Here is a 13430-nt window from a genome sequence, read left to right on the forward strand (position 1 = left end):
TGTGTGAGGCTGTGGACCATGTCCGTTGTGCGTGACCTCCGCATACTGCTCACGTTGCGCGACTTCCGCTCCCTGCTGTCCGTGCGGCTCCTCTCCCAGGCCGCCGACGGCGTCTACCAGGCCGCGCTCGCCTCGTTCGTCGTCTTCACCCCGGAGAAACAGGCGACTCCCGCCGCCATCGCCACCGCCATGGCCGTCCTGCTGCTCCCCTACTCACTGCTGGGGCCTTTCGCCGGGGTTCTGCTGGACCGCTGGCGACGCCGCCAGGTCCTGCTGTACGGCAATCTGCTGCGCACCGCACTCGCCCTCGGCACGGCCGCGCTGATCGTCGCCGAGGTTCCCGACTGGCTGTTCTACGCCTCGGCGCTGTCCGTCACGGCCGTCAACCGCTTCGTCCTGGCCGGGCTTTCGGCCGCCCTGCCGCGCGTCGTCGACGATGTGGACAGACTCGTCATGGCCAACTCCCTCTCCCCGACGGCCGGAACTCTCGCCACCACGGCCGGCGCCTCCCTGGTCTTCCTCGTACGGCTCCTCGGCATCCGTTCCAACGCCCTGGTCGTGGTGCTCGGCGCGGCTCTGTACCTCTGTGCCGCCCTCATGGCGCTCCGTATGTCTCCGGCGCTGCTCGGGCCCGACCGCACACGCCCTCGACCGGCCCTGGTGGCGTCGGTGTCGATCACCGCGCACGGCCTGGCCGCCGGGCTGCGCCACCTCGCGGAGCGCCGTACCGCCGCCCAGGCGCTGGCCGCCATGACGGTGCTGCGCTTTTGTTACGGAGCCCTGACGGTCATGGTCCTGATGCTGTGCCGGTACGCCTGGTCCGACAACGCCTCCGAGGGGCTGGCTCTCCTCGGTCTGGCCGTCACCGTCTCGGGCGCCGGCTTCTTCGCGGCGGCCGTACTCACTCCCTGGGCGACGGCCCGCCTGTCCCAGCTCGGCTGGATCGCGGCCTGCGCCGGTTCCGCGGCGGTCCTGGTACCGGCCCTCTCCCTGTTCTTCGTCCCCGGGCCGATGCTGGCCGCCGCCTTCCTCCTCGGACTGGTCAGCCAGGGAGCGAAGATCGCCACGGACACCGTCGTCCAGTCCTCGGTCGAGGACGCCTTCCGCGGCCGGAGCTTCGCCCTGTACGACGTGCTGGTCAACGTGGCTTTTGTCGCCGCGGCGGGAGTGGCGGCCCTCATGCTGCCGCCGGACGGACGATCCCCTTTCCTGCTCGGTGTCGTCACCTGCCTCTACGCGGCCGTCGCCGTCACAGTCGCCCGTTTTGCACGGAGACAGGCGCCCACACCGTGAGGGGCCCCTACCGCGCGCTTCGGCGATCCACCGCGACCCGATACGTTACGGAGCGTCCATCACACGCCGACAGGCACCATCTTCAGGGGGACTCCCATGAGCACGCCGCCGCCTCCGCAGGGGCAGAATCCGTACGGGCAGGCCCCGTACGGGCAGCAACCGTACGGACAGAGCCCGTACCCGCAGGCTCCGTACGGACAGCCTCAGGGCGGTTACGCGTACCCACCGCAAGGCCAGTACATGCAGCAACCGCAGCCGGGTTACCCCCAGGCGCCGCAGCCGTACATGCCTCCGGGCGGGGCACCGGTTCCTCCGCCACCTGCCCGTAAGGGAGTATCGCCCAAGATCATCCTGAAGGGGGCCATCGCCGTCATAGCCGTGATCGCCCTCGCCGTCGGATGGTTCGCCACCAGGGACGACGCCGACCAGGCCAAGGTCGGCGACTGCATGAAGAACAACGGCAACCAGATCAACCCGGACCTTCAGATCGTGGACTGCGGCACTGCGGATGCGCAGTACAAGGTGAAGGAAGTCCACAACGACACCACCGACCAGAAGGTCTGCCCCGCTGGCACCACCGCCTATGCGGAGAGCCAGCACCGCAGGCGTCGCGCGGACACCAGGTTCGTCCTCTGCCTGACCGATGCGAAGTCGAGCTGAGCGAACGTCTCCGAGGTGACGCGGAGGCGTTGTTTCACGTGAAACACGGTCGTCGACAGACCACCGGTTTCACGTGAAACCTCGGCCTTCTCAGCTCCGGGCGGCCCACCATTCCTTGAGCGCGGCGATCGCCGCTTCTCGTTCCATCGGCCCGTTCTCCAGCCGAAGCTCAAGCAGATGCTTGTACGCCTGACCGACCTCCGGGCCCGGAGCCAGGCCCAGGGTTTCCATGATGTCGTTGCCGTTCAGGTCGGGCCGGATCGAATCCAGTTCCTCCTGTTCCTGCAACCGCGCGATGCGCTCTTCCAGCCCGTCATACGCCCGCGACAGAGCGTTGGCCTTGCGCTTGTTGCGGGTGGTGCAGTCCGAGCGGGTCAGCTTGTGCAGTCGCTTCAACTGCGGACCGGCATCCCGTACGTAGCGGCGGACCGCGGAGTCGGTCCACTCGCCCGTTCCGTACCCGTGGAACCGCAGATGCAGTTCCACCAGCAGCGACACGTCTTTGATCATGTCGTTGGAGTACTTCAGAGCGGTCATCCGCTTCCTGGTCATCTTCGCTCCCACGACCTCGTGGTGATGGAAGGAGACCCGGCCGTCCGGCTCGAAGCGACGCGTCTTCGGCTTGCCGATGTCGTGCAGCAGCGCAGCCAGCCGAAGGATCAGGTCAGGCCCGTCCTCTTCGAGGTCGATGGCCTGCTCCAGGACCGTCAGCGTGTGCTCGTAGACATCTTTATGACGGTGATGTTCGTCACGTTCCAGCCGCAGTGCGGGCAGCTCCGGCAGCACCCGGTCGGCGAGCCCGGTGTCGACCAGCAGCTTCAGCCCCTTGCGGGGGTGGGATGCCTTGATCAGCTTGTTCAGCTCATCCCGGACCCGTTCCGCGGAGACGATGTCCAAACGCTCCGCCATGGCCGTCATCGCGTCGACGACCTCGGGGGCCACCTCGAAGTCGAGCTGCGCGGCGAACCGGGCCGCACGCATCATCCGCAGCGGGTCGTCGGAGAAGGACTCCTGCGGCGTGCCCGGGGTACGCAGTACCCGTGCGGTCAGGTCTTCCAGGCCACCGTGCGGGTCGATGAACTCCTTGTGCGGCAGCGCCACCGCCATGGCGTTGACCGTGAAGTCCCGGCGGACCAGGTCTTCCTCGATGGAGTCGCCGTAGGACACCTCGGGCTTGCGCGAGGTGCGGTCGTACGCCTCCGAGCGGTACGTCGTCACCTCGATGTCGAAGGAGTCCTTCTTGCAGCCGACCGTGCCGAAGGCGATCCCGACCTCCCACACCGCGTCCGCCCACGGCCGCACGATCTTCAGTACGTCCTCGGGCCGGGCGTCGGTGGTGAAGTCCAGGTCGTTGCCGAGCCGGCCGAGCAGGGCGTCCCGTACCGAACCGCCGACCAGGGCAAGCGTGAACCCGGCCTCCTGGAATCGGCGGGCCAGGTCGTCCGCGACGGGGGAAACCCGCAACAGCTCGCCGACGGCTCGGCGCTGCACCTGGCTCAGCGCGTTCGTCTGCTGCGGGGTCCGCTCGGTCTGCGGGGAGGAGAAGTCATCGTTGGCGTTCGGCACAACAGAACAGGGTACGTGGCCACGCCGTGCGAGACCTCCCGTCAGCAAGGGCACGACCGGTTCGGCCGACAACCCAAGTGATCACGTGGCGCGGTCCGCAGCACTTAGCCGCAGCGGGCCTCGTTACCATTCGTGGACGCACATTCCGACGACCACTGACGACGACGAGGGACGGGCGAACGCGTGGCCGAGGCGGCAGGGTTCCAGGAGACTGAACGGCCGCGCGGTCGATGGCTGCGACGCACCGCGGCGCTGCTCGCCGGCGCCCCCCTCCTGGCGGGGCTGCTGCAGACCCCGGCCACTCCCGCCCGCGCGGTCAGCGGCTCGCGCACCGTCGATGTCGCCATCGACTCCCTCACCCCCTCCACCCCGGCCAAGGACGGTTCCGTCACCGTCTCCGGCACCCTGACCAACAAAGGCGACACCCCGGTCACGGACGCGCACGTCGGTCTGCGGGTCGGCCCGGAGATCGACAGCCGCAGTGCCATGGACAGCGCGGCCAAGCGCACCGGCTTCCTGCCCGGCGTGGACGGCCAGGAGGACAAGAAGCACACGGCGAAGGTCGCCGACCTCGCACCGGGCGTCAGCAGGAACTTCACCCTCCGGGTGCCCGTGAAGGATCTCGGCCTCGGTGGTGAGGGTGTCTACCCGCTCGGTGTCTCTCTGTCCGGCCAAACCCGCGACGAGCGGTACGAGCGGGTGCTGGGCATCGAGCGGACCTTCCTGCCCTGGCAGCCGTCAGGTGCCGGCAAGAAGACCAAGCTCACCTACCTGTGGCCGCTGATCTCCGCCACCCACCTCACGGCCGAGACCGACGCCGCCCAGACTCCCGTCTTCCGCAACGACGACCTGGCGTCGGAGATCGCCCCCGGAGGCCGGCTCCAGCAGCTCGTCGCGCTCGGCAAAGACCTCCCGGTCACCTTCGTCGTCGACCCGGACCTGCTCGCCTCCGTCGAAGCGATGACCGAGACGTACAAGGTCGAGGGCCCCGACGGTCCGGTGGCGGGCAAGAACCAGGCGGTCGCCAAACAGTGGCTGAACGACCTGGAGAAGGCTGTCAAGACGCACGAGGTCGTCGCGCTGCCCTTCGCCGACCCCGATCTGGCCTCGCTCGCCCACCACGGCAAGAATGTCCCCAGTGCTCTCGGTCACCTCGCGCCGGCCACCGAGCTTGCCGCCAAGACCGTGGAAACCATCCTGGGGTTCAAGCCGCGCACGGACTTCACCTGGCCCGCCGAAGGAGCGATCGACTCCTCGATCATCGACGTCGCCACCTCCGCCGGTGCCCACAACGTCATCACCCGCAGCGACAGCCTCCGGGAGAACGGCGGCCTGTCCTACACCCCGACGGCCGCCCGCCCCATCGGGGGCGGCAACACGGCCGTCGTCTCCGACGCACGGCTGTCCACCGCCTTCGAAGGCGACATGGCCAAGGCGCGGAACGCGACCCTCGCCGTACAGGAATTCCTCGCCCAGAGCCTGCTGATCAACCAGCAGGAACCGAACCGCCAGCGCAGCATCGTCGTCGCGCCCCAGCGCAGGCCCTCCACCACCCAGGCCCAGGCGATGGCCACGGCGCTGAACTCCCTGGCGTCGGGTGGCTGGACGCAGCCCCTGAACCTGAGCGAGGCGGCGAAGGCCGATCCCGATCCGGGGGCCACCCGCCAGGTTCCCGGCAGTGGTGCCTACCCGGGCTCTCTGCGCAAGCAGGAGCTCCCCGTCGACGCCTTCCGTGAGATCCAGGACACCAAGACCGCGCTGGACGACTTCACCGGTGTGCTCTCCGACCCCCGGCGCGTGGTGACACCCTTCGGCAACGCCGTCATGCGTGAGATGTCCACCGCGTGGCGCGGCGACGGCTCGGGCGCCACAAGGTTCCGCACGTCGGTGCGCAGCTACCTCGACGACCTGACCAAAAAGGTGCAGCTCATCCAGAAGTCGAACGCGACGCTCTCCGGGCGCAGCGCGACGATTCCGGTGACGGTCCAGAACAACCTGTTGCAGGGCGTCAAGGGCATGACGCTGGAACTGACCTCCTCGCAGCCCAACCGGCTCAACGCGGGCAAGCCCCAGGACATCAAGGTCGACGGCGGTCACAGCCAGTCCTTCAAGTTCGACACCACGGCGAACGCCAACGGTCCCGTACGGGTCACCGCCCAGCTCTACACCGCGGACGGCAAGCCCTATGGTGACGCGATGGTCTTCGAGGTGAACGTCACCGAGATCACCTCCACCGTGATGCTCGTCATCGCGGGCGGCGTCCTGCTGCTCGTCCTGGCCGGCGTCCGTATCTACCTCCAGCGCAAGCGCGCCGCGGCACACGGCACGGCGCAGGACGCCGACGACACCGCGCAGGACGCGGAGGGCACGGATACGAACGCCGGTGAAGACGGCGAGGACGGCAAGACCGGTATGGACGGGGATGAACCCGGGCAGCAGAGTGACCCGGCACCGGACACCGGTTCGCAAAGCTCGGACGCGTCCGGCTCAGGTGAGAAAGTGGACCGTTGATAGATGGCCGGGCCGGATGGCCGGGGACGGATGAGGTGGGGCAGCGATGAATGCGCCGTACGACGGTGACCGCGGCCGGGGCGCGAGCGACGACCCGGCGAGGCAGGTCCCCCCGCATTCCCAGGGGCCTTCGCCTTCCTCCCATGACCCCTACGTGCAGGACGCCTACTCCCACGACCCCTATCGCACGCAGGACCCCACGGCCCAGGACCCGGTGACCGAGGCGCTCTACGACCGGTCGGCACATCCCCCGCCGCCGCCCGGGCAGCAGCCGCAGCCGCTCTACCAGCAGCCGCCCCCGCCCCAGCACCGTCCCGATCCCCAGGTGTGGGCACCGCCCCCGCCGCCCGAGCCGCAGGGTCCCACGCGCCATCTGCCGTACGGTGACGACGCTGCGACGACGCAGTTCGTGGGCGTGGACGACCTGATCACCCACGCCGCCGACGAGCGGCCCGGACAGGACGCCTTCGCGCACCTCTACCGCGACCAGCAGCCCTACCAGCCGCGCGGACACAAGGCGCCCGAACAGGGACCTCAGGGACCGCAGCAGGAGCCTTGGGGACCGCACCAGGCAGCCGTGGCGGCCCAGCAGGGCCCCGTGGCTCCGCAGCAGGAGCCCGTCCCGGAGACGGCGGCCGTTCCCGAACCGCCGGCCGCCGCCGCACCCGCCAAGTCCTCCGGCGGGCGGGCCGGCAGTCTGCTCAAGTCCAGCGCCGTCATGGCCGCCGGCACGATCGTCTCCCGCCTCACCGGTTTCGTCCGCTCGGCGCTGATCGTCGCCGCGCTCGGTGGCGCGGTCCTCGGTGACGCCTGGCAGGTCGCCTACACCCTGCCGACGATGATCTTCATCCTGACCATCGGCGGCGGCCTGAACTCCGTCTTCGTCCCGCAGCTCGTCCGCGCGATGAAGGAGGACGAGGACGGCGGCGAGGCCTACGCCAACCGCCTGCTGACGTTGGTGGTCGTGGTGCTGGGGGTGCTGACGGTCGCGGCCGTCCTCGCGGCACCGCTCCTGGTGAAGCTGGTCTCCTACCCCATCTCCCGCGACCCGGCGGCCAACGAGGTCGCCGTCGCCTTCACCCGCTTCTGCCTCCCCACGATCTTCTTCATGGGCATGCACGTGGTCATGGGCCAGATCCTCAACGCCCGTGGCCGCTTCGGCGCGATGATGTGGACCCCGGTCCTGAACAACATCGTCATGATCGCCACTTTCGGACTGTTCCTGTGGGTCTACGGCTCCGCCAAGACCTCCCACATCGGCGTCACCACCATCCCCGACGAAGGCATCCGGCTGCTGGGCATCGGCACTCTGCTGGGACTGGTCGTCCAGGCGCTGGCGATGATCCCGTACCTCCGGGACACCGGATTCAAGCTCCGGTTGCGCTTCGACTGGCGCGGCCACGGCATGGGCAAGGCCGCCAAGCTCGCCAAGTGGACGGTCCTGTTCGTCCTCGCCAACCAGGCCGGCGTCCTGGTCGTCACCCAGCTCTCCACCTCCGCCGGTGACACCGCCGCACAGAGCGGCCATCCCGGCACGGGCTACATCGCCTACGCCAGCGCCCAGCTCATCTGGAACATGCCGCAGGCCATCATCACCGTCTCGGTCATGGCCGCCCTGCTGCCCAGGCTGTCCCGCTCGGCCCACGACGGGGACACCGGAGCCGTCCGCGACGACCTGTCCCAGGGCCTGCGCACCTCCGCGGTCGCCATCGTCCCGCTGTCCTTCGGCTTCCTGGCCATCGGCGTGCCGCTGTGCACCCTGATCTACGGTTCCTCGGGCGCCGGCGTGTCGATGGGTTACATGCTGATGGCTTTCGGGGTCGGCCTGATCCCCTTCTCCGTGCAGTACGTCGTCCTGCGGGTTTTCTACGCGTACGAGGACACCCGCACGCCCTTCTACAACACGGTGATCGTCGCCGCCGTCAACGCCGCCGCCTCCGCCGTCTGCTTCTTCCTGCTGCCCGCCCGGTGGGCCGTGGTCGGCATGGCCGCCTCCTACGGTCTGGCGTACGTCATCGGTGTCGGCGTGGCGTGGCGCCGCCTGCGCAAGCGGATGGGCGACGACCTGGACGGCGCTCACGTCGTGCGTACGTACGCACGACTGGCCGGTGCGAGTATTCCCGCAACCCTGGTCTCGGGCGCCATCGTGTACGTCATCATGAAGGCGCTCGGCAGCGGGCTCCTCGGCTCGCTCGCCGCGCTGGCAGGTGGCCTCACCGCACTTTTGGTGATCTTCTACGTGGCCGCGAGGAAAATGCGCATCGAAGAACTGAACGCCATGGTCGGCATGGTGCGCGCCAAGCTGGGGCGTTGACCACCGCAACCATCGACCGCCACCGTGTGTCGTGCATAGTGGCGGACTGTGGGCACAATTGTCGTGGCTCTTAGAGCCTGCAACGGATGGGGAGGCAGGAACGACGGTGGCGGAACGGAGCACGGCTGCCGTCGACGTGGCCGACACGAGCGGTGAGGAACCGCTGACCGCCAAGGCGGGCAAGGCCACGGACGACGGTGCGGAGGCCGAGAGGGTAGCCGGCACACACAAGGAGACCGCACGCCCCGACGAACGCAGCGCCACGACAGGCAGAACACAGCCGCCGGACCTGCACAGCGGGCACAAACTCGCCAAGCGCTATCGACTCGAAGAATGCGTCACCCGTCTGGACGGATTCAGTAGCTGGCGCGCGGTCGACGAGAAACTGCGCCGTGCCGTCGGCGTCCACGTCCTGCCCGCCGACCACCCGCGTGCCCGCCCCGTCCTGTCCGCCGCCCGCTCCGCGGCGCTTTTGGGCGACCCCCGTTTCGTGCAGGTCCTGGACGCCGTCGAGGAGAACGACCTCGTCTACGTCGTGCACGAGTGGCTGCCCGACGCCACCGAACTCACCACCATCCTGGCGAACGGGCCACTGGAGCCGCACGAGGCCTATCAGCTCGTCAGCCAGGTCTCCCAGGCCATGACCGCCGCCCACCGGGAAGGGCTGTCCCATCTCCGGCTCACCCCCGGTTCGGTGCTGCGCACCGAGTCCGGGCAGTACCGCATCCGTGGTCTGGCCGTCATGGCCGCGCTGCGCGGCATCACCAGTGACCAGCCCCAGCGCACCGACACCGAGGCGATCGGCGCCCTGCTGTACGCCGCCCTGACCCAGCGCTGGCCGTACGAGAACGACGCGTACGGCCTGTCCGGGCTGCCCAAGGACCTGGGGCTGATCCCCCCCGACCAGGTACGCGCGGGAATCCATCGCGGCCTGTCCGAACTGGCCATGCGGGCCCTGGTCAACGACGGCGCCACCGCCTCCCGTCAGGAACAGCCCTGCTCCACGCCCGAGGAACTGGCCAAGGCCGTCGCGGCCATGCCGCGCATCCGGCCGCCGGAGACCTCCTTCACCGCCCCGCCGCCCTACCAGCGCACGGCCTACCAGCAGGGCTCCTACGGCCCGGTTCCGTCCCGCAACGGGCAGCCGGCCGCTCCGGTCACCACGCAGGTGCCCTCGCCGCCGCCCCCACTGCAAAGCCGTACCGGCAAGGCCCTCAAGTGGAGCGTCTCGGCGCTACTCATCGCAGCGCTGGGCCTGGGAAGCTGGCAGCTCGCCGACACTCTGCTGAAGAGCGAAAATCCCAGCACCCCGCAGGAGAATTCCGGCTCCGAGCGCACCAGCGAGAAGCGGCCCGCACCCAAGCCCCTCGCCATCGCGCACGCGACGGAGTTCTCCCCGCAGAACGCGGTCACCGGTAAGCAGCCCGAGAACGCCGTGGACGGCGATCCGAGCACCGCATGGGTGACCAAGCGATTCAGGGGATGGGCGAACTTCGGCAATCTTTCGGACCGCAAGGACGGCAGCGGCATCGTCGTCGACCTCGGGAGCGTGAAAGAGGTGGCCGGCGTCCAGGCCCGCATGTACCAGCCGGGACAGACGGCCGAAATCCTCGCCGCCTCCCCGGATGCGTCGAACCCGACGTCGCTGAGCGACTTCCCGCAGCATCTGACCAAGTCGGAAAGAGCCGGCGACCAGCTCACCGTGAAGCTGGACAAGCGGGTGCGCACCCGGTACATCCTGATCCACATCACTGAACTGCCCGGTGATGGAAGCGGTGAGTGGTACCGGGGCGGCATCTCGGACATCAAAGTCACCGGATGACCTTGTTCTGACGAGCCGTACGGAAACGGACACAACAGCCGTGCCGACGGCAAGACGCGCGCCGGCGGCACTGCGAAGGCTCACTGAGGTGGATAGTGTGGTGCCGATCGGCTCGCGCGAATCCTGGAGGAGCCGTCTCCGGGGGAGGGGGTCTTCTACGTGGGTCTGCTCGGAGACTCCAGCGATCAGGACCTCCTCGCGCGCCACGTGGCCGGTGATCCGGATGCTTTCGGGGAGATAGTCCGGCGCCACCGCGACCGGCTCTGGGCGGTGGCGCTGCGCACCCTGGGGGACCGTGAGGAAGCGGCCGACGCGGTCCAGGACGCCCTGGTCTCCGCCTACCGTGCCGCCCATACCTTTCGCGGCCAGTCCGCCGTCACCACTTGGCTGCACCGCATCACGGTCAACGCCTGCCTGGACCGGGCCCGTAAAGCCGCCTCCAGGCGTACCTCGCCCGTCGCTGAGACGGAGCGCCTGGAACAGTTGCTGGAACCGCACGAGTCCGCTGCCGTCCCGGCCGAGCGCCAGGATCTGTACCGGGAACTTCTCAGCGCACTGCGTACCCTCCCCGAAGAGCAACGTGCCGCGCTCGTCCTCGTTGACATGCAGGGTTATCCCGTGGCCGAAGCCGCGGCGATACTCGACGTCCCCGCCGGTACGGTCAAAAGCCGATGTGCACGCGGCCGTGCCCGGCTGCTCCCTTTGGTCACCCATCTGCGTCCGGAGCAAGGGGATAACAGACCCGCAGGTGGGGGAAGGAACCGGGCGCAGGGGACATCCGTCCCACAGGCGGCAGGGCCGAAGGACACAGATGCCGTGAAGGGCGGAGGTGGGCGAGCGTGACATCCACGACCGACACGGACGAGCACCCGGAGGTCTCGGAGATCTCCGCAATGACCGACGGACTCCTCCCGCCCTCACGCACCGCGGTACTCCGTAACCACCTCGCGCACTGTGAGCTGTGCGAGGACGTCCATGCCTCCCTGGAGGAGATCCGGGGACTGCTGGGGACCCTCCCCGGCCCGGCCCGTATGCCCGCCGACGTGGCGGGGCGGATCGACGCCGCCCTGGCGGCCGAAGCCCTGCTCGACTCCACTGCCCCGACTTCGGGCAGCTCCGTTTCACGTGAAACGCCGGTCGCCGCTGTGGACTCTGTTTCACGTGAAACAGTCCTTCGCACCCCCGGGACCGACAGCGGCGCCGCCACCCGGCCGCCTGGACAACCCCGTGCGACCACCGGGCCGGGCCGTCCGGCCCCCGCGTCCCGGCGCCGCGTGCGGCGCTGGCCCAGGGTGCTGCTCGGCACGGCAGTGGCTGTGGCCGTACTCGGCGTCGGCGGGGCCATCCTTCGCGGTGCCGTTGCGCCGGATGGCCACAGTGATGCGTACGCCTCCAAGGCGCCTCAGAAGAGCAGCGGCAGCCCGAGTCCGTCGGGGCTCACCTCGGCGACGGTCGAGACGCAGGTGCACCACCTTCTCGCCTCCTCCGGCAGGAAGAAGACACCGGAAGTCGGCACGCGCAGCACGCCCTCCTCCCCGCTCCGGGACGAGGCCGCCACCGTGCCTTCCTGCGTCCAGCGGGGCACCGGCCGCACCGACCTCCCACTGGCTTCCACCCGTGAGACCTACGAGGGCAAGGACGCCTATCTCGTCGTCCTGTCGCATCCGTCCGACCCGTCCCGGGTCTCCGTCTACGTCGTCGCCGCCTCCTGTGTCACCGCCTCGCCCCCTGCTCCCGGCAAGGTCCTGCTGTTCCGTTCCTACGCACGGGACTGAACCGGCCGGGGTCCGCCGCGGCACCACGGGAATGCTCGCCCCGTAGGATCCGTTGGGTGGGGTGAGAGTTCACAGAGAGCCCCAGCAAGCAGTCGGCAGAGACAAGGAAGACACCCGTGAGCGACGTCCGCAACGTGATCATCATCGGCTCCGGGCCCGCGGGCTACACCGCCGCGCTCTACACCGCCCGTGCCTCCCTCAAGCCGCTGGTCTTCGAGGGCGCCGTGACCGCCGGTGGCGCGCTGATGAACACCACCGAGGTGGAGAACTTCCCCGGCTTCCGGGAAGGGATCATGGGCCCGGACCTGATGGACAACATGCGCGCCCAGGCCGAGCGCTTCGGTGCCGAACTCATCCCGGACGACGTCGTCTCGGTCAACCTCACCGAGGACATCAAGACCGTCACCGACAGCGCCGGCACGGTGCACCGTGCCAAGGCCGTCATCGTCACCACCGGCTCCCAGCACCGTAAGCTCGGGCTGCCGCACGAGGACGAGCTCTCCGGGCGCGGTGTCTCCTGGTGCGCCACCTGCGACGGGTTCTTCTTCAAGGACCAGGACATCGCCGTGGTCGGTGGTGGCGACACCGCGATGGAGGAAGCCACCTTCCTCTCCCGGTTCGCCAAGTCCGTCACCGTCGTCCACCGCCGCGACACCCTCCGCGCCAGCAAGGCGATGCAGGAGCGTGCCTTCGCCGACCCGAAGATCAAGTTCATCTGGGACAGCGAGGTCGCCGAGATCCACGGCGAGAACAAGCTCTCGGGCCTGACCCTGCGCGACCTCAAGACCGGCGAGACCTCCGAGCTGCCTGTCACCGGACTGTTCATCGCCATCGGTCACGACCCGCGTACCGAACTGTTCAAGGGCCAGCTCGACCTGGACGACGAGGGCTACCTGAAGGTCTCCGCGCCCGGCACGCACACCAACCTCAAGGGTGTCTTCGCGGCCGGTGATGTCGTGGACCACACCTACCGCCAGGCCATCACCGCGGCCGGCACCGGCTGCTCCGCCGCCCTGGACGCCGAGCGCTTCCTCGCCGCCCTCTCGGACGGCGAGTCCACCCCCGAGCCGGAGAAGACCGCCTCCGTCTGACCGGCCGTCTGCCCCCGACCCATCCCAGTAAGGAGATTGCCATGGCCGGTGCCACGGTGACCGTAACGGACGCCAACTTCGAAGAGGTCGTCCTCAAGAGCGACAAGCCCGTACTCGTCGACTTCTGGGCCACCTGGTGCGGTCCTTGCCGCTCGGTCGCGCCCGTCCTGGAGGCCATCGCCGCCGAGCACGACGAGATCGTCATCGCCAAGCTCAACACCGACGAGAACCCGCAGACCACCGCCAAGTACGGCGTCATGTCGATTCCGACCATGAACGTCTACCAGGGCGGTGAGGTCGTCAAGACCATCGTCGGCGCCAAGCCGATGGCCGCTCTTAAGCGGGACCTGGCGGACTTCCTCGCCTGAGCCACCAGTCGTACGACGCGGACGGGCCCG

General features: G+C 69.0%; 10 protein-coding genes. 9 read left to right on the forward strand and 1 reads right to left on the reverse strand.

All coding sequences use genetic code 11. The features are described from left to right. Positions 1 to 18 precede the first annotated feature (18 nt). Positions 19 to 1293, forward strand: coding sequence for an MFS transporter (locus tag KGS77_RS16965; protein ID WP_242582493.1), 1275 nt, complete (start codon positions 19 to 21; stop codon positions 1291 to 1293). Between the two features lie 96 nt (positions 1294 to 1389). After that, positions 1390 to 1953 carry a hypothetical protein gene (locus KGS77_RS16970; protein WP_242582512.1) on the forward strand — a complete coding sequence of 188 codons (564 nt, stop codon included), beginning with the start codon at positions 1390 to 1392 and terminating at the stop codon, positions 1951 to 1953. Positions 1954 to 2043: 90 nt separating this feature from the next. On the opposite strand, the gene KGS77_RS16975 is transcribed toward KGS77_RS16970, so the two are convergent. Then, a complete protein-coding gene (locus tag KGS77_RS16975) occupies positions 2044 to 3519 on the reverse strand; it encodes a CCA tRNA nucleotidyltransferase (RefSeq protein WP_242582514.1) in 1476 nt (491 codons plus the stop codon). Between the two features lie 183 nt (positions 3520 to 3702). Between KGS77_RS16975 and KGS77_RS16980 the strand changes: the two genes are divergently transcribed. From KGS77_RS16980 to trxA, 7 genes are all read left to right on the forward strand, one after another. Beyond that, the gene (locus KGS77_RS16980; RefSeq protein WP_242582516.1) at positions 3703 to 6030 is read left to right on the forward strand and encodes a DUF6049 family protein; all 2328 of its coding nucleotides are present in this window, start codon (positions 3703 to 3705) and stop codon (positions 6028 to 6030) included. Positions 6031 to 6076: 46 nt separating this feature from the next. Next, the gene (gene murJ, locus KGS77_RS16985) at positions 6077 to 8344 is read left to right on the forward strand and encodes a murein biosynthesis integral membrane protein MurJ (RefSeq protein WP_242582518.1); all 2268 of its coding nucleotides are present in this window, start codon (positions 6077 to 6079) and stop codon (positions 8342 to 8344) included. A gap of 106 nt (positions 8345 to 8450) precedes the next feature. Further along, complete coding sequence (locus KGS77_RS16990; RefSeq protein ID WP_242582520.1) at positions 8451 to 10166, forward strand: protein kinase family protein; 1716 nt, start codon at positions 8451 to 8453, stop codon at positions 10164 to 10166. Positions 10167 to 10325: 159 nt separating this feature from the next. Next, positions 10326 to 11009: an RNA polymerase sigma factor SigM gene (gene sigM / locus KGS77_RS16995; RefSeq protein ID WP_242582523.1), complete on the forward strand. Its 684-nt coding sequence runs from the start codon at positions 10326 to 10328 to the stop codon at positions 11007 to 11009. Continuing rightward, entirely contained in the window at positions 11006 to 11941 is a 936-nt protein-coding gene (locus tag KGS77_RS17000; RefSeq protein ID WP_242582525.1) for a hypothetical protein, read from the forward strand. Before sigM ends, KGS77_RS17000 begins: the two co-directional genes overlap by 4 nt. 116 nt (positions 11942 to 12057) lie before the next feature. After that, on the forward strand, positions 12058 to 13032 hold the full coding sequence (gene trxB, locus KGS77_RS17005) for a thioredoxin-disulfide reductase (protein WP_242582528.1): 975 nt from the start codon (positions 12058 to 12060) through the stop codon (positions 13030 to 13032). A gap of 41 nt (positions 13033 to 13073) precedes the next feature. Then, positions 13074 to 13400 carry a thioredoxin gene (gene trxA, locus KGS77_RS17010; protein WP_242582531.1) on the forward strand — a complete coding sequence of 109 codons (327 nt, stop codon included), beginning with the start codon at positions 13074 to 13076 and terminating at the stop codon, positions 13398 to 13400. Positions 13401 to 13430 lie beyond the last annotated feature (30 nt).

Source organism: Streptomyces sp. MST-110588, from assembly GCF_022695595.1.
Lineage (GTDB): Bacteria > Actinomycetota > Actinomycetes > Streptomycetales > Streptomycetaceae > Streptomyces.